Source organism: Enterobacter cloacae complex sp. 394I7, from assembly GCF_057320345.1.
The window spans coordinates 435,913-455,278 of sequence record NZ_JBXWCR010000002.1 but is presented as its reverse complement, the minus strand read 5'-3'; the positions used below and the strand labels follow the sequence as shown (position 1 = coordinate 455,278).

Sequence of the window (19,366 nt, the reverse complement as noted above, 5' to 3'; positions counted from 1 at the left end):
CGGGGTGAGGACATCAGCCATTATCAGGACTCCGAAACCGGCGCTGGCGCGCTCACCGCGTCGCGGCTATCAAGAAAATGTTTCACCACAAACATGCCCCCCATCATCAGGTAGGCCGTGACAAACATCAGCGAACTGCCTTCGGCAAAGCCAACCACTGGCGCGTGGATCACGCCGAACAGCGCCAGCAACGCTCCAACGGCGGCGGCCACGGCTCCGCGCAGCGGTTTGTTGATGATGGCGAAGATAGCGATGCAGCCCCACAGCATGCTGGCGAGCGGTGCGCCGTTACCCAGATGCACCAGTCCCTGGTAGTAGATCCCTTTGCTGTGCAGCACGTCGGTGCCAATTTTCGCCGCACTGGTCCCCGCCGCGCCCATCACGCTGTTCATCATGGTCAGCGCCCAGTTAGCGATCCACGGGAACAGGCAGATGAAGATCACCGGGACCTCCACTTTGGGCGTTTCCCTTACTACCTGGTTGGCGGTCACCACCCCGATAAAAACCAGAATCGGCACGATGGCGGTCATCGGTATGATGGCGAGCATAAACGCCCCCAGCCCGAACAGCGGCACGATAAACATGGTCACACCGGAGGCCAGCGTGTAACCAATGCTGGCTCCCATCGCTTTCCAGCCCGCGTGGCCGACGTAAACCGTCACCGGGAACGGGTTACCCATCAGACACCCGAGCATGGAGGCCAGCCCGTTTGCCAGCATCACCTTGCGGGTCGGGTACTCATCCCCCGCCGCGTGGGCGCTTTCGATGTTTTCCAGGTCAAAAATGTAGTTCGCCAGACCCAGCGGGACGGCAGAAGCCAGGTACGGTAATGCGTGCGGCAGTCCCTGCATAAAGCTGTCGACATGCACTTCCGGCGGGTTAAAGCCAAACGACGACATTGAGGCTTTGATGGCCTCCGGGCTTTGCAGACCGGAGATCCACGCCAGCGCGGTACCGGCAATCAGCAAGAGCAGGCCGGTCGGGATTTTGGCGAAGATCGGCTTTTTACCAAACCAGTTAATAAAGATCAGCAGCAGCACGATGAACGACACGGTAGGTGCCTCAAACGCCTGCAGCATCGGGTTCATCGCCAGCAGCAGCAGGCCCAGCCCGGACAGGCACGACAGCAGGACGGTACGCGGGATCATCTTGCGGATGGTTTCCCCCAGGAACGAACCGCCCGCCAGAATCATCGCCTCCACGAAGCACCACACCAGACCAATCTGGATAGCGAAATCCGCATCACCGGTTTGCTGGTAGACCGGCATCAGCACCAGAAAGGTCACGGTGAAAATTGACGGCGCGCTTGGGCCAGACGGCAGCGCGGTGACATCCGTACGCCCGGTCTGGCGCGCCATCTGCAGGCCAAACCACGCGTAGCAGACGCTCGCGACCAGCACCGCCAGCCCGAAGGCTGGCGCAATGCGTCCATAAACAATCTCCTTCGGGATGCCGACGACAAAAATGAGCAGCCCCATCATGGTCAGCAAATTGGTCAGGTTGTTGGTCATCAACCCGAAATACGCCGCCCAGTCACCTCTTTTCCACTCCAGTTTCATGTTTTTCATGGATGCATGCCTTATAAAAAGTAGCGATCGCGGAAGGTCAACAGCGCCTTTTCAAAACAGCTAAACGGCGGGTGAACGATGCCCGCCCCAATCATGCCAATACCTGCGTCTTTGTGAGCAATGGCGGTATTAATGACCGGCAGAATGCCGCTGCCCGCGACTTTTGTGATGTCGATGGCGGTTGGAATGCCCATAAACGAGAGCAGCGGTATGGTGACGTTCGGGTTTTCACCGAGGGTGATCTCGCGCATCTGACGGGAGAAATCGATGGCTTCATCCACCGTGCCACCCACCAGTGCCACGATCGCCGGGGCTGTGGCCATCGCAAAACCACCGATACCGTAGGTTTCGGTAATGGCGCTGTCGCCAATATCCAGCCCGGAGTCTTCCGGCCTGTAGCCCGCGAACATGGGCCCTATCACCTGCTGCGCCGGGCCGGTGAACCACTGCCCCGGCAGCCCGGAGATGCGCAGGCCGAACTCGTAGCCGTTACGCGCCATGGTGGTGACCACGGTGCTGTACTCAATACCGTGTGCGGCATCCATGGCGGCTTTACACATCGCCATCCACGTCGGGCCGGAGAAGTAATCGCTGCTGGCGACGAACTCAAACACCTCACGCTGCTGTGCCACCGGATACCCGGCCTGAATCAGCCCGGGCGTCAGCGCCTGGATCAGCAGCGTGGTGCCGGCGTTGTTGCGGTTATGACACTCGTCGCCCATGTGCAGCGCCTGGGCCAGCATCAGGCGCAGGTCGATTTCACCAATGATTTTCATGGCATCGCGCAGCATCGGGCCGAGCACGTCACGCATCCAGTTCAGGCGGTCAATAACGCTCTGGTCGTTGGCGCCCATGCGCAGGATCTTCGCCATCTGCTCGCTAAGGTTAGTGAACGCCCGGTTGCCATAGGTTTTATTCTCAACGATGTGCATAAACATCGATGCCGAAGTGACGCCCGCCATTGAGCCTACGCAGTCGTGCTCGTGGCAGGGCGAGAAGGTGATCGCCCCTGACGCCGCCACGCGCTCCGCGTCGTCGATATCGCGTGCCAGCCCTTCAAACACCAGCGCCCCGGTCACGGCCCCTTTCATTGCGCCACACATGTTTTCCCAGCTGACGGGCGGACCGGCGTGCAGAATGGTGGTGCGGGTCATGCCCGGCACGACGTTGATTGCCTGGTCGTAGCCCACCAGCACCGGATGGGACTGGATAATGCGCTCAAGGGCAATCTTATTGGCGGCGGCGATTTTGTCAGCCAGTGGCGCAAGGGCCAGCTGATCCAGCGCTTCTACAACCTGCAAATTCCCCTGCCCCGGCGGCGTCCAGTCGAGCTGGGTCACGGGGATATGCTGCTTTTTGAGATCCGCACTGAACAGCGCGATACCGACGTTAATCACGTTCAACGGCTGGTTAAATAAGGTCGTCATCAGGCAGTCTCCCCTTTAAAGACAAATTCACGTGCCAGTAATCCGGTGTTGGTGCTGCTGCTCGCCCAGATCACCCCTGCCTCGGTCAGAAGCTGACACTGCTGTGCCAGGGACGGTGAGTCCTGGTCGGTTCCGAGCACATAGCCGAGAATTGCCAGCGGGCGGTTATCGGCTTTCGCCGTCGCCTGCGCCTCTTTTATGGCCTCAAGCATCACGCCGACCGGATCCTCGTGCGCGCCAAAGCCCAGAACAAAGTCCATCACGATCACCCCCACCTCGGGGTCACGCGCCTCCTGCAACAGGCGGCTGATGCGGTTGGTCGGATCGATCATCGGGTGCGGTTTGCCGTGGGTGAAATCGTCATCGCCAAAATCAAGGAAGGTGTGGGCTTTACTGACGTTGATATCGTCCAGCCGTTTCGCCGGATCGGGTTGAATGTTGCTGTAGACGTCGTCGAACTTTTCCAGCGCGGCGAACATGGCCTCATCGCACAGGGTGCCGCCGCAGAACAGGCCGCGGATGTATTTCTGCTGGGGTGTCAGCCGGGCACGCACCTCTTCGATCAGTGGCCAGTTCAGCGGATGCAGGTCGAGAGACTCTTTTTTCACCCCCGTTAACAGCACGGCCTTCAGCGCCGCCTCTTTGGTGCCACGGGCGAACTGCAGGTTGCCGTCATCAGCCGGCGGCTGATGACGACCGAGGAAACAGACCACCACCGGTTTGCGGCAGGTGCGGGCGCGGGCCAGCACTTTTTCTGCCACCGACGGCGCAGGCGGTTTAGAGATGAGGGTAATCACCTGGGTGGCGTCGTCAGCGTCCAGCATCGCGATGGCATCCAGCATCATCAGGCCACCTATCTTTTCGCTCAGATCGCGCCCGCCGGTGCCAATCAGCTGCGACACGCCGCCGCCGAATTCATGGATCCGCACGCTCAGCTCCTGGCTGCCGGTCCCGGACGCCCCGATAATACCGATCGGTCCGCGGCGCACGGCATTGGCGAAGCACAGCCCGGTACCGTTGATAATGGCCGTACCGCAGTCCGGCCCCATCATCAGCAGCCCTTTCTGGTGTGCCAGCTGCTTCAGCGCCAGTTCATCATCAAGGCTGACGTTGTCGGAGAAGAGCATGACGTTGAGATCGTTTTCCAGCGCCTGACGTGCTTCGCGGGCGGCAAACGTGCCGTTTACTGAAATCACCGCCAGGTTGCTCTCAGGGCGATGGGTTTTCGCACTGGCAAGGGTGGCATAACGCGCTTCATGGCTCCCGCCGCTCTCCTTGCGGGTGAAAAGCGCTTCGATGGCTGCCAGCGTTTCGTCATTCGCCGCCTCGCCTTTAATCACAATCATTAAGTCGCCGTTTTTGGCATCCGCTAATTCCGGCGTTAATAGCCCGAGATTTTTTAAAACGCCTTTGTTCATTTCTGTCGCCATAGCCACAAAAGCCTGCTCAACGCCCGGCAATTTATTGGCCTTGGTGGAAACCGACATCAATGACACCGAGTCAAAATAGGTATTCTTTTTTATGACGATTTTGGTGGGCATTATTTTCTCCTGAATGAGGATAAAAGGGGGCCGCCGTCGTGCAATAGGCACGTCGGTAAAATACTGTCTGAATGAGCGACCAGCCGGAAAAGGCTGGCCGAAGGAATTACGCGCCTGCGGCCAGCAGCAGGTCTGCTATCTGGTGGTAGCCTTTTTCCCGCGCCAGTTCGAGCGGGGTTTTGCCGTATTTATCGGTCATGTGCGGATTTGCGCCGTTATCCAGTAACAGCTTTACAATTTCCTGCTGTTTCGCGCCGCCATCGTTGAGGACAATCGCTTCCAGCAGCGGCGTCCAGCCCACGAAGTTGGTGTGGTTGACGTTAATATCGGTTTTCTCCAGCAGCTCGCGCACAATCTCAACGTGCCCTTTCTCGCTGGCAGGCGTAATGCCGACGCCACCGAAGCGGGTCAGGCGATCAAGATCCGGGTTGGCGGGTAAAACTATCCGCAGCAGGGTTAAATCATTTGTCAGGCAGCTAATCAGGAAGGGGTTAAAACAGGTCTGATCCTGTTGATCAATATCTGCTCCGGCGGCAATTAAAAATGCCACGCAGTCATAATGCTTTTTCAGGCTGGCAATAATAACGGCCGTTCTTTTCTGGCGTTGAGTGACATTAATATCGACACCTTTTTCAAGGCAGGCTTTTAGCCCGTCAATATTGCCCTGCTCTGCCGCCAGCAAAAATTCAGTAACGAGTTCGTTCGCAGACATATTCAGACTCCCCATGATGTATTGCTCATGACCTGAGAATAGCAACAGCCTGGTGAGAAAAGAATCCGCTTAAAAATCATTCATCGACAGTCAATTCATTATTGAGTTAAATTCAACAATTCAGCCAAAATGTGCGGCCGTGCAATCTTTTACTTATGTTTTAGCGCTTTTATTCGCCTCAGGCAGCATTCTGCTTATGCCTGATGAAGCCTGACATGACGCGGCTCGACGCGAATAATCAGAACTGTGACCGCCGTCATATGCGTTGTAACAGCGCTGTTAAAATATGTTCAAAACTGATGGCTAACAGGAGCCGTAATATGAATTCCATCTTTACTGAAGAGAACCTGCTGGCCTTCACCACGGCGGCACGCTTTGGCAGCTTCAGCAAAGCCGCCACCGAGCTTGGCGTAACCACCTCTGCCATCAGTTACACCATCAAGCGAATGGAGACCGGGCTGGATGTGGTGCTGTTTGTACGCAATACGCGCAGCATTGAGCTGACCGAGTCGGGGTTTTACTTTTACCGTAAAGCGACCGACCTGCTGAATGATTTTCATGCCATCAAGCGCGGGATAGACACCATTTCGCAGGGCATTGAGGCGCGGGTCCGCATCTGCATCAATCAGCTTTTGTACACCCCACGCCATACGGCGCGGCTGCTGCAGGTGCTGAAAAAACAGTTTCCTACCTGCCAGATCACCGTCACGACCGAGGTCTACAACGGCGTCTGGGACTCCATCATCAACAACCAGGCCAATATCGCGATTGGCGCACCGGATACGCTGCTCGACGGCGGCGGCATTGATTACACCGAGATCGGTGCCATCCGTTGGGTATTCGCCATCGCGCCGGAACACCCGCTGGCCTTCGTGCCGGAGCCGATAGCCGAAAGCCAGCTGCGTCTGTACCCCAACATCATGGTGGAAGACACGGCGCACACTATAAACAAGAAGGTCGGCTGGCTGCTGCACGGCCAGGAGGCGATTCTGGTGCCCGACTTCAACACCAAATGCCAGTGTCAGATCCTTGGGGACGGGATTGGTTTTTTACCGGAATATATGGCCCGCGAGGCGGTGGAGGACGGGCTGCTGGTCACGCGGCGAATCAATAATCCGCGTCAGGATTCACGCATGCTGCTTGCCACGCAGCATGCGGCGACCGGCCAGGTCACGCGCTGGATCAAACAGCAATTTGGTCCACAGGGCGTGCTGACCGGGATATACAGCGACCTATTGTGGCGCGCTTAGTTTTTGCTTTGCACCCAAAACGCGTGAATAAGACCAGGGATGTAGCCCAGTAAGGTCAGAACGATGTTAATGATAAACGCCCAGCCAAACCCTTTGCCGAGCAGCACGCCCAGCGGTGGCAGGATAATAGTAAAGACAATACGCCAAAAACCCATAACGACTCCGTGCAAGCTAACCAATTGAAAATAAAAAAGAGAACATTCTCTAAGCGTAGCCAGTTTAACGGCCTGCGCCATCTCTTTATCGCCCTTTTACCCTCTTTTACGCTTTTGACACTGGCTTAATCCTCCCCATTAGTTTAGAGTTTTCTTAATTAAGTAAATACTAAACTAACATGACTGAACTCGAACAACTTCAGGCCAGCGCCGGACAGGCCGCAGCCCTGTTAAAAGCGATGAGCAATCCGCGTCGGTTGCTGATCCTCTGCATGCTGTGCGGTACACCGGGTACCAGCGCGGGCGATCTGGCGCGGGCGACGGGGCTTAGCCCATCCGCCACGTCACAACATCTGGCGCGTATGCGTGAAGAGGGGCTTATCGACAGCACCCGTGAAGCGCAGCGCATCCTGTATTTCATTAAAAACGATGCGGTGCATCAGCTGATCAGCACCCTGAAAAGCCTCTATTGCCCGTAAGGAGCCACCATGTCACTACCGCTCATTTCACCCCAGCAGGCCAATGCGCTCGTTGCTGAAGGTGCAAAACTGATCGATATTCGCGATCCCGACGAATATGCCCGCGAGCATATTCCCGCCGCCCGGTCCGTGCCGCTGGACACCTTACCCGGCGGGCTTGAGACGCACGCGGGAGAAACGGTGATTTTTCACTGCCAGTCTGGCGCCCGGACATCCTCGAACGCAGCCCGCCTTGCTCAGGCTGCCACGCCTGCTCAGGCATTTATCGTTGAAGGCGGAATTCAGGGGTGGAAGCAGGCCGGGTTGATCACGCAGGAAGACACGTCACAGCCGCTGCCGTTGATGCGCCAGGTACAAATTGCCGCCGGGCTGCTCACCCTGTGCGGGGTCGTGCTGGGCTTTACGCTCTCCAGCGGCTTTTTCCTGCTGAGCGGCTTTGTGGGGGCCGGGCTGCTGTTTGCCGGGCTGACCGGGTTTTGCGGAATGGCGAGACTGCTGAAAGTGATGCCCTGGAACCGGCGTACCTCGTAAGCAGTAATCGGTGAAATACGCTGTACCCGGCATCAGACGTGGGCTAAGGTGAAGATCATTGAAACGATGAGGAGGTAGTATGTTTTCTGTCGGTGATTATGTGCAACCGCGTAAAGGCGGCCCAAAACTGAAAGTACTCGAAGTGAACGGCGATAGCGTTGTGGCGGTTCAGGCCAGCAATGAGCAAGGCGAGAAATTTACCCTGAAGGCCGCAGACCTGGCCCTGTATACCGAAGAGGGTGATTTCGGCGTCTGCTAAACAGGCAACCGGGCGGTGTCTTCCGCCCGGCTCATGGATTAAATCAGAAAATCATCCAGTGATTTACCATTTGCCAGTGCATTGGCAATAGGCTTTGGCGTACGCCCCTGACCGGTCCATGTTTTCTCTTCACCGTTGAGATCAATAAAGCGATATTTCGCTTCACGCGGTTTACGTTTTTTCGCTGGCTTACCGGCCTGCGCCATATCTGAACCGAGGAGATCGGACGGTGAAATACCATCAGCTTTCATCAGTTCCAGCAGGGCATTAATTTTTTCCTGCTGCTCAGCGCGTTGTTGCTCTAATTCAGCCAGCTCACTCCGTTTCTCTTCAGCAACGACCCTGACTTTTTCCAGCATTTCTTCAAGAACGTCCAGGGATAATTCACGCGCCATCGCACGCAGAGTTCGGATATTATTAAGATTCTGTAACGTCAAAGACATATATTTGAAAACCTTTTCTTTAGGGTAAATCGAAAAATCGACAAGAGAATAATTCATTTCGCCTGGAATATCTACCCGCGGGCACGTCTTGCTAAAAATGTAAATGTTTTAAAATATCGCGTTTAATAATATCGGCGGATAACTGTCGGTACCGCCGGATTCAATCTTTATCTCAGTATAAACGGTTAGATTTAATCCAAATCAAAGCATGCCGCACTGTCGTCGTTCGGGAAGAACGTTCGCTTCGACACGCTCAAGATCAACAGATTGATTTACATACAAAAACTGACGACAGGGACAGATTATAACGAACCGAACAAAAAACACGCAATTTTAGAGAATTTTGTGGACAAAACGCGACTAAATAAAAATTAATAACTAGTTGTTAGTTCAAAGGCAGAGATATACGCTATACACGCCTGACAAACCAACCTAAAGCACTAACCGCTGAGGGAAAATCGTTTCTATTGTGTTCTTCTCAAGGAGTTCAGACATGTTCTCACCGCAATCTCGCCTGCGCCATGCGGTAGCGGATACCTTCGCGATGGTTGTTTACTGTTCCGTCGTGAACATGCTGATCGAAATTTTCCTCTCCGGAATGTCCTTTGAGCAGTCACTTTCTTCTCGCCTGGTGGCAATTCCGGTCAACATTATTATTGCGTGGCCTTACGGATTATACCGCGATGCGGTCATGCGCTTTGCGCGTCGTATTAGCCCGTCAGGGTGGGTGAAAAACCTCGCCGACGTTTTGGCATACGTGACGTTCCAGTCGCCGGTTTACGTGGCTATTCTGCTGACAGTGGGCGCAGACTGGCATCAAATCGTCGCAGCGGTCAGTTCAAATATCGTGATTTCAATGCTGATGGGTGCGGTGTATGGCTATTTTCTCGACTACTGTCGCCGCCTGTTTAAGGTCAGCCAGTACAGCCAGGCCAAAGCATGATGTGAGGCGACTGGCGAATGCCAGTCGCAGATTTACTGTACGTCGCCAAACAGTCCCTTCAAAAACCGCTCCAGCGCCATACGCGAACTGAAGCCATGCGGAATACCATAATGTTCATGCGTTTCACCACCTAAATACAGTGGGAATTGCTGATAATGATCGCAGGTTTTAATATCCGAGGCAGGCTCAGCAAATGACAAACTTCTGTCTTTCAGCGTCGGGTGAATAATGAGAGCGGTACGTCCCATTCTTGCTTCACGATTAACGTAAACATAATTCTCGCCACGGCGATATCCATACGCTTTTGATGTCACCTCATCCATGGTGAATCCCTCTTTTTCAAGAACGCGCGCCACCTCATCAGGTCGTAAATACATATCTTTTCCTCGTTATCTTTTCCTGCCCGGCAACCTTACAGTATTCAGCATTAGCAGGGCTTTCAGAATATTCCATAAACTGCCAGATAACGCGTGACGCGCTTCAGATATTAAATTTCTGGACTAAACTAAACGGGAACGCAAAATTACGGAGGATCGTATGTTTAACAGACCGAACCGAAACGATATTAACGACGACACACAGGATATTCGTAACGATGTCAGCCAATTAGCGGACTCGCTGGAAGAAGTGCTGCAATCCTGGGGTTCCGGTGCGAAGGACGAAGCGGATGCCGCAAAACGTAAGGCTCAGTCTTTGCTACGTGAAACCCGCGCCCGCATGAATGGGCGTTCGCGCACCACGCAGGCTGCCTGCGATGCCATCAGCTGCGCCAATACCTTCGTTCGCGAAAAACCCCTCTGTACGCTTGGTACGGTAGCCGCGGTGGGTATCTTCGTGGGGGCGCTGCTTAGCCTGCGCAAATAGTCGTCTCAGCCTGTCCGTATCCGCCCCGGTCGCGTCAGCCCCCGGGGCTTTTCTTTGCCTGCGCGCCTGAAAAAGCCGTACAGCCCGCCCTGCCCCGCTGTGCTCATCATCGGGGCCATATCAATCTGAAATTCCCATATCTTGTATGGTTGAATCTTACGACAACCACATCTAGTATTCCCTTTAGCAAGATACACACAACCTGACGCGATGATTCGCGCCGCTCTCTCATTTTAAATGGAAATACGAATCATGAGCATTATTATTTACACTCGTAACGATTGTGTTCAGTGCCACGCGACAAAACGTGCAATGGAAAGCCGTGGAGTGGCCTTTGAGATGGTGAACATTGACCTGCAGCCCGAAGCTGCCGATACCCTGCGGGCGCAAGGTTTTCGCCAGCTGCCGGTCGTCGTCGCCGGGGAGACCAGCTGGTCCGGCTTTCGCCCCGACATGATTAACCGCCTCGCCGCCCAGGCCGCCAGGGCATGAGTGGGCTGGTCTACTTCTCCAGCAGCTCGGAAAACACGCTCCGCTTTATTGAGCGCGTCGGGCTGCCTGCGATACGTATCCCGCTTAATGAGCGGGAACGGATCCGGGTAGACGACCCCTACATTCTGGTGGTCCCGAGCTATGGTGGAGGTGGCACCGCGGGGGCCGTGCCTCGTCAGGTGATCCGCTTTCTCAACGATCCCCACAACCGACAGCTTATTCGCGGCGTTATCGCGGCGGGCAATCGCAATTTCGGCGATGCCTTTGGCCGTGCCGGGGATGTCATTTCTCAAAAATGCGGCGTGCCGTATCTCTATCGTTTTGAACTGATGGGGACACAGCAGGACGTAGAGAACGTGCGTAAAGGAGTGAACGAATTTTGGCAACGACAACCGCAGAACGTGTAATTCAGGCGACACCGGATTACCACGCATTAAACGCAATGCTGAACCTCTATGACCGTGAGGGGCACATTCAGTTTGGCAAAGATCATGAGGCGGTGGAGGCGTTTATCGCCACCCACGTCCGCCCCAACAGCATGACCTTTGCAAGCCAGAATGAACGTCTCGATTATCTGGTCAAGGAAGGCTATTACGAAGAGCGCGTGCTGGCCCGGTACGATCGTGCCTTTGTGGAGACGCTGTTCGGGCAAGCCCATAGCCGCGGTTTTCGTTTCCAGACGTTTCTTGGCGCATGGAAGTTTTACACCAGCTATACCCTGAAAACGTTCGACGGCAAACGCTATCTTGAAAGCTTCGAGGACCGCGTGGTGATGGTTGCCCTGACGCTCGCGCAGGGCGATGAAATGCTGGCAGAACGCCTGATGGATGAGATGCTCTCCGGCCGTTTCCAGCCCGCCACACCGACCTTTCTCAATTGCGGAAAAGCTCAGCGCGGCGAGCTGGTCTCCTGCTTCCTGCTGCGCATCGAAGACAATATGGAGTCGATTGGTCGCGCGGTGAATTCGGCGCTGCAGCTCTCTAAACGCGGCGGCGGTGTGGCGTTTCTGCTGTCGAACCTGCGTGAAGCCGGTGCGCCAATTAAGCGCATCGAAAACCAGTCCTCCGGCGTGATTCCGGTCATGAAAATGCTGGAAGATGCTTTCTCGTATGCCAACCAGCTGGGGGCGCGTCAGGGCGCGGGGGCGGTCTATCTGCACGCGCACCATCCGGATATCCTGCGCTTCCTGGATACCAAACGTGAAAACGCCGATGAAAAAATCCGCATTAAGACCCTGTCGCTTGGGGTGGTGATTCCGGATATCACCTTTGCGCTCGCCAAAGAAAATGCCGAGATGGCGCTCTTCTCGCCCTACGACATTGAGCGTATTTACGGGAAAGCGTTTGGTGATGTGGCGATAAGCGCCCTGTATCACGATCTGGTGGCCGACGATCGCATTCGTAAGAAGTACATTAACGCCCGCGATTTCTTCCAGACGCTGGCCGAAATTCAGTTTGAGTCCGGCTATCCGTACATCATGTATGAAGATACGGTCAACCGTGCGAACCCGATTGCCGGGCGAATCAATATGAGCAACCTCTGCTCGGAGATATTGCAGGTGAACAGCGCATCAACGTATGACGAAAACCTGGACTACGCCGACATCGGCAAAGATATCTCCTGTAACCTCGGGTCGCTGAATATTGCCCACACCATGGATTCCCCCGATTTTGGCCGCACGGTGGAGACCGCCATTCGCGGGCTGACCGCGGTGTCAGACATGAGCCACATCCGCAGCGTGCCGTCCATTGAAGCCGGTAATGCCGCCTCGCACGCCATCGGCCTTGGGCAGATGAACCTGCACGGCTATCTGGCGCGGGAAGGTATCGCCTACGGTAGCCCGGAAGGACTGGATTTCACCAACCTCTATTTTTACACCATTACCTGGCATGCGCTGCATACCTCTATGATGCTGGCGCGCGAGCGTAACCAGCGCTTTGCGGGCTTTGAACAGTCGCGTTACGCCAGCGGTGAGTACTTCAGGCCATATCTGGAAGGAGACTGGCAGCCGAAAACCGACAAAGTGCGCCAGCTGTTTGCCGATGCCGGGGTTCTCCTGCCCACCCGCGAGATGTGGCAGCAGCTGCGGGACGATGTGATGCGTTACGGCATCTATAACCAGAATCTGCAGGCCGTACCGCCAACCGGGTCAATCTCTTACATTAACCACGCCACGTCGAGTATCCACCCGATTGTGTCGAAGATTGAGATCCGCAAGGAAGGTAAGACCGGGCGCGTTTACTACCCTGCCCCGTTCATGACCAACGACAATCTGGCCCTGTATCAGGACGCGTATGAGATTGGCCCTGAGAAAATTATTGATACCTACGCCGAGGCGACAAAACACGTGGATCAGGGGCTGTCGCTGACGCTCTTCTTCCCGGACACCGCCACCACGCGCGATATCAACCGGGCGCAGATTTACGCCTGGAAGAGAGGGATCAAAACCCTCTACTACATTCGCCTGCGCCAGCGTGCGCTGGAAGGTACCGAAATTGAAGGCTGCGTGTCCTGCGCGCTGTAAGGAGAAAGGATGAAACTGTCACGCGTGAGTGCCGTTAACTGGAATAAAATTCAGGATGATAAAGACCTGGAGGTGTGGAACCGCCTGACCAGCAACTTCTGGCTGCCGGAAAAAGTCCCGCTTTCAAACGATATTCCGGCCTGGCAAACCCTCAGCCACGCCGAACAGCAGCTGACGATCCGTGTGTTCACCGGTCTGACGCTGCTGGACACCATTCAAAATACCGCCGGTGCCCCTGCGCTGATGGCCGACGCGCTGACGCCTCACGAAGAGGCGGTGATGTCGAACATCAGCTTTATGGAGGCGGTCCATGCCCGCTCCTACAGCTCGATTTTTTCGACGCTGTGCCAGACCAAAGATGTGGACGCGGCGTACACCTGGAGCGAAGAAAGCGAGTCATTGCAGCGAAAGGCCAGCCTGGTGCTGGAGTATTATCAGGCCGACGAACCGCTGAAGAAGTAAATTGCCAGCGTGTTTCTGGAATCCTTCCTGTTCTATTCGGGCTTCTGGTTACCGATGTACTGGTCGAGCCGCGGCAAGCTGACCAACACCGCCGATTTAATTCGCCTCATCATTCGTGATGAAGCCGTACACGGGTACTACATCGGCTATAAATATCAGAAAGGGCTGGAGAACGTCAGCGAAGAAAAGCGCGAAGCGTTAAAAGGTTTTGCCCTCGATTTGCTGATGGATTTGTACGAGAACGAACTGAGTTATACCGAAGAATTGTACGCCGGTACCGGTTGGGAGGAGGAGGTAAAAGCGTTTCTTTGCTACAACGCCAATAAAGCGCTGATGAATCTCGGCTACGAAGCGCTTTTCCCACCGGAAATGGCCGACGTGAACCCGGCGATCCTGGCGGCACTGTCACCCAACGCCGATGAAAACCACGATTTCTTCTCCGGGTCTGGTTCGTCGTATGTGATGGGCAAAGCGGTAGAGACCGAAGATGAGGACTGGGATTTTTAATGAGCGGGTTAACGTTCATTAATTTAATATAAATCTAACAATTTCCTCCCTAATATTTCACGGGCAACTACACTGTAATTCCCCGTTCATATTCGCCTGAATCACTCCGATTCAGGCGAAATTTCGCTGTGCAAAAGCAAAAAATTCAGAAAAATTCAAACCACGCTCAGCCCTTTACTCATGGGAAATTCAGCCGTTTCGCTTACGGCAAAATTCCTGCCATAAGCAAACCCAGGGTTGTCTCAGATTCTCAGTATGTTAGGGTAATGCCAGTTAACTATTTACCATGGTAATGATATCGACATAAACAAATAACAGGACACTCTCTATTGCATGGCAATTAAATTAGAAGTGAAAAATCTTTATAAAGTATTTGGCGAGCATCCTCAGCGCGCATTCAAATATATTGAGAAAGGCCTTTCAAAAGAGCAAATTCTGGAAAAAACCGGGCTGTCGCTTGGCGTTAAAGACGCCAGTCTGGCCATTGAAGAAGGCGAGATTTTTGTCATCATGGGGTTATCCGGTTCGGGTAAATCCACTATGGTTCGCCTTCTCAATCGCCTGATTGAACCCACCCGTGGACAGGTGCTGATAGATGGCGTTGATATCGCCAGAATATCAGAGGCTGAACTTCGCGAGGTGCGCAGAAAGAAGATTGCAATGGTGTTCCAGTCATTCGCGCTGATGCCGCATATGACGGTGCTGGATAATGCCGCCTTTGGCATGGAATTAGCGGGCGTTACCGCTAATGAACGTCAGGAAAAAGCGCTGGATGCATTACGTCAGGTGGGCCTCGAGAATTATGCGCATGCCTACCCGGATGAGCTTTCTGGCGGGATGCGCCAGCGTGTCGGATTAGCCCGCGCATTAGCCATTAACCCAGACATTTTATTAATGGATGAAGCCTTCTCGGCACTCGATCCATTAATTCGCACCGAGATGCAGGATGAGCTGGTAAAATTACAGGCTAAACATCAACGTACCATTGTTTTTATTTCCCACGATCTTGATGAAGCCATGCGTATTGGTGACCGTATTGCCATTATGCAAAATGGTGAAGTGGTGCAGGTCGGCACGCCGGATGAAATTCTGAATAATCCGGCCAATGATTATGTGCGCACCTTCTTCCGCGGCGTGGATATTAGTCAGGTCTTTAGTGCGAAAGATATCGCCCGTCGTTCACCGAACGGTCTTATCCGCAAAACACCGGGCTTTGGTCCGCGCTCTGCACTGAAACTGTTGCAGGATGAAGATCGGGAATACGGTTATCTGATCGAACGCGGTAATAAATTTGTTGGCATTGTTTCCATCGACTCCCTGAAAACCGCACTCAGCGAAAATCAGGGTATTGATGCGGCAGTTATCGACTCCCCGCTTGCCGTGGACGCCGAAACGCCGCTCAGCGAGTTGCTCTCTCACGTTGGTCAGGCCCCGTGTGCCGTACCGGTAGTCAGTGAGGAACAACAGTACGTCGGCATCATCTCAAAACGCATGTTGCTGCAGGCTTTAGATCGCGAGGGGACAAACAATGGCTGATCAATCTAACCCGTGGGGAACCACCGAGGCGGCGGACAGCGCTGCTCAATCTGCCGATGCGTGGGGGTCTTCCACGCCTGCGCCAACCGATGGCGGCGCGGCGGACTGGCTCAACAGTGCACCGGCCCCTGCGCCAGAGCACTTCAATATTATGGATCCGTTTCATAAGACGCTGATCCCGCTGGATAGCTGGGTCACGGAGGGGATCGACTGGGTAGTGACTCACTTCCGTCCGGTCTTCCAGGGGATCCGCGTACCGGTGGATTACATCCTGAACGGTTTCCAGCAGCTGATGCTCGGCATGCCCGCGCCGGTCGCTATTGTGCTCTTCTCCCTGATTGCCTGGCAGTTTGGCAGCGCTGGCATGGGTGTCGCCACGCTGATCTCACTGATAGCCATCGGCGCGATTGGCGCCTGGTCGCAGGCAATGATCACCTTAGCGCTGGTGCTCACCGCCCTGCTCTTCTGCGTCGCTATCGGCTTGCCGATGGGGATCTGGCTGGCGCGCAGTCCGCGGGCGGCGAAGATTATTCGTCCGCTGCTGGATGCGATGCAGACCACCCCCGCGTTTGTCTACCTGGTGCCGATCGTGATGCTGTTTGGTATCGGCAACGTGCCGGGCGTCGTGGTGACCATTATCTTCGCCCTGCCGCCGGTCATTCGTCTGACGATACTCGGGATTAACCAGGTACCGGCCGATCTTATCGAGGCGTCGCGTTCATTTGGTGCCAGCCCGCGCCAGATGCTGTTTAAAGTTCAGCTTCCACTGGCGATGCCAACCATCATGGCGGGTGTCAACCAGACGCTGATGCTGGCCCTCTCCATGGTGGTGATTGCCTCAATGATCGCCGTCGGCGGACTGGGTCAGATGGTGCTGCGCGGCATTGGTCGTCTTGATATGGGACTGGCCACCGTGGGCGGCGTCGGCATTGTGATCCTCGCCATTATCCTTGACCGCCTGACGCAGGCTGTCGGTCGTGATTCACGCAGTCGCGGCAACCGTCGCTGGTATAGCACCGGCCCTGTCGGGTTAATCACCCGCCCATTCAGAAAATAAGGAACAACGATGCGACATCGCGTACTTTTTGCCACAGCGTTTGCCACCCTTGTCTCCACCAGCACGTTTGCAGCAGACCTGCCGGGCAAAGGCATTACCGTGCAACCGGTGCAAAGCACCATTTCAGAAGAGACCTTCCAGACGCTGTTAGTCAGCCGCGCGCTGGAAAAACTGGGCTATACGGTCAACACCCCAAGTGAAGTGGATTACAACGTGGGCTACACCTCGATTGCCTCCGGTGATGCCACCTTTACCGCCGTCAACTGGCAGCCGCTGCACGACGACATGTATGCCGCCGCCGGCGGGGATAAAAAATTCTACCGTGAAGGCACCTTCGTGACCGGTGCGGCGCAGGGGTACCTGATCGACAAGAAAACAGCCGACCAGTACCACATCACCAATATTGAGCAGCTGAAGGATCCGAAGATTGCCAAACTGTTCGACACCAACGGTGACGGCAAAGCTGACATGATGGGCTGCTCGCCGGGCTGGGGCTGTGAGGCGGTGATTAATCACCAGAACAAAGCCTTTGACCTGGCGAAAACGGTCGACGTCAGCCACGGTAACTACTCGGCGATGATGGCCGACACCATTGCCCGCTTCAAAGAGGGTAAACCGGTTATCTATTACACCTGGACACCGTACTGGGTGAGCGACGTGCTGAAGCCGGGGAAAGACGTGGTGTGGCTGCAGGTGCCCTTCTCTTCCCTGCCGGGCGAGCAGAAAGATATCGACACCAAACTGCCAAACGGCATGAACTATGGCTTCCCGGTAAACACGATGCATATCGTTGCTAACAAAACCTGGGCTGAGAAAAACCCGGCGGCAGCGAAGCTGTTCTCGGTGATGAAACTGCCTCTGGCGGACATCAACGCCCAGAACGCAATGATGCACGCGGGGAAATCGTCCGAAGCTGACATCAAAGGCCACGTGGATGGCTGGATCAAAGCCCACCAGCAGCAGTTTGATGGCTGGGTAAAAGAAGCGATGGACGCGCAGAAGTCATAAGAGCCCTTCAGACCTGCCCTCTCCCCACGGGAGAGGGTGAACTCCCCTAAACCGCACAATCCAGCACGTAACAATCCCACCACATTCACAATCATTCGCTATTATGGTTCACGGAAAAATAATCACTTAACTCACGATTCCTGAACCTGATGACTAAAACAACTCAAGGGCTTAGCCCGGCACTCATCCTTTTAATGTCCGTGGCAACGGGTCTGGCAGTCGCCAGTAACTACTACGCGCAGCCACTGCTCGATACCATCGCCCGCGCATTTAACCTTTCTGCCAGCTCCGCTGGCTTTATTGTCACCGCCGCGCAGCTTGGCTATGCCGCCGGGCTGCTTTTCCTCGTGCCGCTGGGCGATATGTTTGAGCGTCGGATGCTGATTGTCTCCATGACCTTGCTGGCCGCAGGCGGGATGCTGATCACCGCCAGCAGCCACTCGTTAACGATGATGATTATCGGCACCGCGTTAACGGGTCTGTTCTCCGTCGTGGCGCAGATTCTGGTTCCGCTCGCCGCCACTCTCGCCTCACCGGAAAAGCGCGGCAAGGTGGTGGGAACAATCATGAGCGGCCTGCTGCTGGGGATTTTGCTGGCGCGGACCGTCGCCGGGCTGCTGGCGAGTCTTGGTGGCTGGCGTACCGTGTATTGGGTGGCGAGCGTACTGATGGCCGTGATGGCGCTTGCCCTGTGGCGCGGGCTGCCAAAGGTGAAGCAGGAAAATCACCTTAATTATCCGCAGCTTCTCGCCTCCGTTTTCAGCCTCTTCACACACGATAAACTGCTGCGTACGCGTGCGTTGCTGGGCTGTTTGACCTTCGCCAACTTCAGCATCTTATGGACCTCAATGGCGTTTCTGCTGGCCGCACCGCCGTTCAATTATTCCGAAGCGGTGATTGGTCTGTTTGGTCTGGCGGGCGCTGCGGGAGCCCTGGGCGCGCGTCCGGCGGGCGGCTTGGCGGATAAAGGCAAATCCCATCTGACGACCTCTGCCGGGCTGGTTCTGCTCCTGCTCTCCTGGGCAGCCATCTGGTATGGCCATACCTCTGTGCTGGCGCTGATCGTCGGTATTCTGGTACTCGACCTGACCGTACAGGGCGTGCATATCACTAACCAGACCGTCATCTACCGCGTGAAGCCAGAGGCGCGTAACCGCCTCACGGCCGGATACATGACCAGCTATTTTATTGGCGGCGCAGCGGGTTCGTTAATTTCAGCCTCGGCGTGGCAGCATGCCGGTTGGTCAGGCGTGTGCGGGATAGGGGCAATCGTCGCCGCGCTGAATCTGCTAGTATGGTGGCGCGGGTACCATCGCCAGGACGTAATTAACTAAGTTTTACATTGCTTTGGGCCTCTTAGGGTGTAAAGGGGCCCTGCAGTCTGTTAATGTAAACGTAATCATTTATCCCAGAAATTTTAATGTGGGTGACATATTTTCTACCGGCATGAATAGTTCAGACCCCCGTCCTCACATCCTCTCTTCCGCGGGTTCACTCCCAACGCTCTCTGTGCTCACCGGGTCACGGACTTACCCGGCGCTTTCTGATGGTGACATAAGTTTGGCGGATATAACCGCACAAATAATTCATTTACATTATTTGTCACTA

Annotated in this window: 20 protein-coding genes and 1 pseudogene; 14 read left to right on the top strand and 7 right to left on the bottom strand. The window is 55.1% G+C overall.

The genetic code is table 11. The features are described 5' to 3' along the window. Nucleotides 1-23 precede the first annotated feature (23 nt). The 4 genes from AC2FAP_RS13265 to AC2FAP_RS13250 all read right to left on the bottom strand — a co-directional run bounded on the left by AC2FAP_RS13265 (nt 24) and on the right by AC2FAP_RS13250 (nt 5,248). Nucleotides 24-1,568 (bottom strand): xanthine permease, encoded by a 1,545-nt coding sequence (locus AC2FAP_RS13265; RefSeq protein ID WP_138014110.1) that lies wholly within the window; start codon nt 1,566-1,568, stop codon nt 24-26. Nucleotides 1,569-1,579: 11 nt separating this feature from the next. Then, nucleotides 1,580-2,995, bottom strand: a complete 1,416-nt coding sequence (locus tag AC2FAP_RS13260; RefSeq protein WP_032680426.1) for a YlbE family protein — start codon at nt 2,993-2,995, stop codon at nt 1,580-1,582. After that, nucleotides 2,995-4,536, bottom strand: coding sequence for an acyl-CoA synthetase FdrA (fdrA, locus tag AC2FAP_RS13255; protein WP_272756027.1), 1,542 nt, complete (start codon nt 4,534-4,536; stop codon nt 2,995-2,997). The genes AC2FAP_RS13260 and fdrA overlap by 1 nt, the downstream gene beginning before the upstream one ends. 106 nt (nt 4,537-4,642) lie before the next feature. Further along, a complete protein-coding gene (locus AC2FAP_RS13250; protein WP_047366136.1) occupies nt 4,643-5,248 on the bottom strand; it encodes an ankyrin repeat domain-containing protein in 606 nt (201 codons plus the stop codon). A gap of 320 nt (nt 5,249-5,568) precedes the next feature. Here AC2FAP_RS13250 and AC2FAP_RS13245 point away from each other — a divergent pair, with 320 nt between their 5' ends. Continuing rightward, entirely contained in the window at nt 5,569-6,498 is a 930-nt protein-coding gene (locus AC2FAP_RS13245; protein WP_020883871.1) for a LysR substrate-binding domain-containing protein, read from the top strand. Here AC2FAP_RS13245 and AC2FAP_RS13240 read toward each other — a convergent pair. Continuing rightward, the gene (locus AC2FAP_RS13240; RefSeq protein ID WP_032678825.1) at nt 6,495-6,653 is read right to left on the bottom strand and encodes a YqaE/Pmp3 family membrane protein; all 159 of its coding nucleotides are present in this window, start codon (nt 6,651-6,653) and stop codon (nt 6,495-6,497) included. The genes AC2FAP_RS13245 and AC2FAP_RS13240 overlap by 4 nt on opposite strands. A gap of 179 nt (nt 6,654-6,832) precedes the next feature. Here AC2FAP_RS13240 and AC2FAP_RS13235 point away from each other — a divergent pair, with 179 nt between their 5' ends. From AC2FAP_RS13235 to AC2FAP_RS13225, 3 genes are all read left to right on the top strand, one after another. Then, complete coding sequence (locus AC2FAP_RS13235; RefSeq protein ID WP_020883869.1) at nt 6,833-7,132, top strand: ArsR/SmtB family transcription factor; 300 nt, start codon at nt 6,833-6,835, stop codon at nt 7,130-7,132. Nucleotides 7,133-7,141: 9 nt separating this feature from the next. Further along, a complete protein-coding gene (locus AC2FAP_RS13230) occupies nt 7,142-7,663 on the top strand; it encodes a rhodanese family protein (protein WP_150342913.1) in 522 nt (173 codons plus the stop codon). 79 nt (nt 7,664-7,742) lie between these two features. Beyond that, nucleotides 7,743-7,922, top strand: coding sequence for a YodC family protein (locus AC2FAP_RS13225; RefSeq protein ID WP_014171310.1), 180 nt, complete (start codon nt 7,743-7,745; stop codon nt 7,920-7,922). Nucleotides 7,923-7,960: 38 nt separating this feature from the next. Here the strand turns inward: AC2FAP_RS13225 and stpA are convergent, their stop codons facing one another. Further along, a complete protein-coding gene (stpA, locus tag AC2FAP_RS13220) occupies nt 7,961-8,365 on the bottom strand; it encodes a DNA-binding protein StpA (RefSeq protein ID WP_020883867.1) in 405 nt (134 codons plus the stop codon). Nucleotides 8,366-8,858: 493 nt separating this feature from the next. Between stpA and alaE the strand changes: the two genes are divergently transcribed. Further along, nucleotides 8,859-9,308, top strand: a complete 450-nt coding sequence (gene alaE, locus AC2FAP_RS13215) for an L-alanine exporter AlaE (RefSeq protein ID WP_020883866.1) — start codon at nt 8,859-8,861, stop codon at nt 9,306-9,308. A gap of 32 nt (nt 9,309-9,340) precedes the next feature. Here the strand turns inward: alaE and AC2FAP_RS13210 are convergent, their stop codons facing one another. Then, complete coding sequence (locus tag AC2FAP_RS13210) at nt 9,341-9,685, bottom strand: DUF2002 family protein (protein ID WP_006811693.1); 345 nt, start codon at nt 9,683-9,685, stop codon at nt 9,341-9,343. Nucleotides 9,686-9,845: 160 nt separating this feature from the next. On the opposite strand from AC2FAP_RS13210, the gene AC2FAP_RS13205 reads away from it, so the two are divergent. From AC2FAP_RS13205 to AC2FAP_RS13165, 9 genes and pseudogenes are all read left to right on the top strand, one after another. Next, complete coding sequence (locus AC2FAP_RS13205) at nt 9,846-10,172, top strand: ElaB/YgaM/YqjD family protein (protein WP_449541520.1); 327 nt, start codon at nt 9,846-9,848, stop codon at nt 10,170-10,172. A gap of 252 nt (nt 10,173-10,424) precedes the next feature. Then, nucleotides 10,425-10,664, top strand: coding sequence for a glutaredoxin-like protein NrdH (gene nrdH, locus AC2FAP_RS13200; RefSeq protein ID WP_020883865.1), 240 nt, complete (start codon nt 10,425-10,427; stop codon nt 10,662-10,664). Beyond that, on the top strand, nt 10,661-11,071 hold the full coding sequence (gene nrdI, locus AC2FAP_RS13195) for a class Ib ribonucleoside-diphosphate reductase assembly flavoprotein NrdI (protein WP_014171316.1): 411 nt from the start codon (nt 10,661-10,663) through the stop codon (nt 11,069-11,071). The genes nrdH and nrdI overlap by 4 nt, the downstream gene beginning before the upstream one ends. Next, a complete protein-coding gene (nrdE, locus tag AC2FAP_RS13190; RefSeq protein ID WP_449541519.1) occupies nt 11,044-13,188 on the top strand; it encodes a class 1b ribonucleoside-diphosphate reductase subunit alpha in 2,145 nt (714 codons plus the stop codon). The genes nrdI and nrdE overlap by 28 nt, the downstream gene beginning before the upstream one ends. A gap of 9 nt (nt 13,189-13,197) precedes the next feature. Then, a pseudogene (gene nrdF, locus AC2FAP_RS13185) lies at nt 13,198-14,157 on the top strand (class 1b ribonucleoside-diphosphate reductase subunit beta). Between the two features lie 333 nt (nt 14,158-14,490). Then, nucleotides 14,491-15,693: a glycine betaine/L-proline ABC transporter ATP-binding protein ProV gene (gene proV, locus AC2FAP_RS13180; RefSeq protein ID WP_020883862.1), complete on the top strand. Its 1,203-nt coding sequence runs from the start codon at nt 14,491-14,493 to the stop codon at nt 15,691-15,693. Further along, nucleotides 15,686-16,750, top strand: a complete 1,065-nt coding sequence (gene proW / locus AC2FAP_RS13175; RefSeq protein WP_014171320.1) for a glycine betaine/L-proline ABC transporter permease ProW — start codon at nt 15,686-15,688, stop codon at nt 16,748-16,750. The genes proV and proW overlap by 8 nt, the downstream gene beginning before the upstream one ends. Nucleotides 16,751-16,759: 9 nt before the next feature. Then, nucleotides 16,760-17,758 (top strand): glycine betaine/L-proline ABC transporter substrate-binding protein ProX, encoded by a 999-nt coding sequence (proX, locus tag AC2FAP_RS13170; protein WP_025203399.1) that lies wholly within the window; start codon nt 16,760-16,762, stop codon nt 17,756-17,758. 149 nt (nt 17,759-17,907) lie between these two features. Further along, nucleotides 17,908-19,092, top strand: a complete 1,185-nt coding sequence (locus AC2FAP_RS13165) for an MFS transporter (RefSeq protein WP_014171322.1) — start codon at nt 17,908-17,910, stop codon at nt 19,090-19,092. The last annotated feature ends 274 nt before the right edge of the window (nt 19,093-19,366 follow it).

What these genes read in the sequence shown, in the direction of transcription:
- AC2FAP_RS13265 (WP_138014110.1), bottom strand. Translation starts at nt 1,568, where the DNA reads ATGAAAAACATGAAACTGGAGTGGAAAAGAGGTGACTGGGCGGCGTAT.
- AC2FAP_RS13260 (WP_032680426.1), bottom strand. Translation starts at nt 2,995, where the DNA reads ATGACGACCTTATTTAACCAGCCGTTGAACGTGATTAACGTCGGTATC.
- fdrA (WP_272756027.1), bottom strand. Translation starts at nt 4,536, where the DNA reads ATGCCCACCAAAATCGTCATAAAAAAGAATACCTATTTTGACTCGGTG.
- AC2FAP_RS13250 (WP_047366136.1), bottom strand. Translation starts at nt 5,248, where the DNA reads ATGTCTGCGAACGAACTCGTTACTGAATTTTTGCTGGCGGCAGAGCAG.
- AC2FAP_RS13245 (WP_020883871.1), top strand. Translation starts at nt 5,569, where the DNA reads ATGAATTCCATCTTTACTGAAGAGAACCTGCTGGCCTTCACCACGGCG.
- AC2FAP_RS13240 (WP_032678825.1), bottom strand. Translation starts at nt 6,653, where the DNA reads ATGGGTTTTTGGCGTATTGTCTTTACTATTATCCTGCCACCGCTGGGC.
- AC2FAP_RS13235 (WP_020883869.1), top strand. Translation starts at nt 6,833, where the DNA reads ATGACTGAACTCGAACAACTTCAGGCCAGCGCCGGACAGGCCGCAGCC.
- AC2FAP_RS13230 (WP_150342913.1), top strand. Translation starts at nt 7,142, where the DNA reads ATGTCACTACCGCTCATTTCACCCCAGCAGGCCAATGCGCTCGTTGCT.
- AC2FAP_RS13225 (WP_014171310.1), top strand. Translation starts at nt 7,743, where the DNA reads ATGTTTTCTGTCGGTGATTATGTGCAACCGCGTAAAGGCGGCCCAAAA.
- stpA (WP_020883867.1), bottom strand. Translation starts at nt 8,365, where the DNA reads ATGTCTTTGACGTTACAGAATCTTAATAATATCCGAACTCTGCGTGCG.
- alaE (WP_020883866.1), top strand. Translation starts at nt 8,859, where the DNA reads ATGTTCTCACCGCAATCTCGCCTGCGCCATGCGGTAGCGGATACCTTC.
- AC2FAP_RS13210 (WP_006811693.1), bottom strand. Translation starts at nt 9,685, where the DNA reads ATGTATTTACGACCTGATGAGGTGGCGCGCGTTCTTGAAAAAGAGGGA.
- AC2FAP_RS13205 (WP_449541520.1), top strand. Translation starts at nt 9,846, where the DNA reads ATGTTTAACAGACCGAACCGAAACGATATTAACGACGACACACAGGAT.
- nrdH (WP_020883865.1), top strand. Translation starts at nt 10,425, where the DNA reads ATGAGCATTATTATTTACACTCGTAACGATTGTGTTCAGTGCCACGCG.
- nrdI (WP_014171316.1), top strand. Translation starts at nt 10,661, where the DNA reads ATGAGTGGGCTGGTCTACTTCTCCAGCAGCTCGGAAAACACGCTCCGC.
- proV (WP_020883862.1), top strand. Translation starts at nt 14,491, where the DNA reads ATGGCAATTAAATTAGAAGTGAAAAATCTTTATAAAGTATTTGGCGAG.
- proW (WP_014171320.1), top strand. Translation starts at nt 15,686, where the DNA reads ATGGCTGATCAATCTAACCCGTGGGGAACCACCGAGGCGGCGGACAGC.
- proX (WP_025203399.1), top strand. Translation starts at nt 16,760, where the DNA reads ATGCGACATCGCGTACTTTTTGCCACAGCGTTTGCCACCCTTGTCTCC.
- AC2FAP_RS13165 (WP_014171322.1), top strand. Translation starts at nt 17,908, where the DNA reads ATGACTAAAACAACTCAAGGGCTTAGCCCGGCACTCATCCTTTTAATG.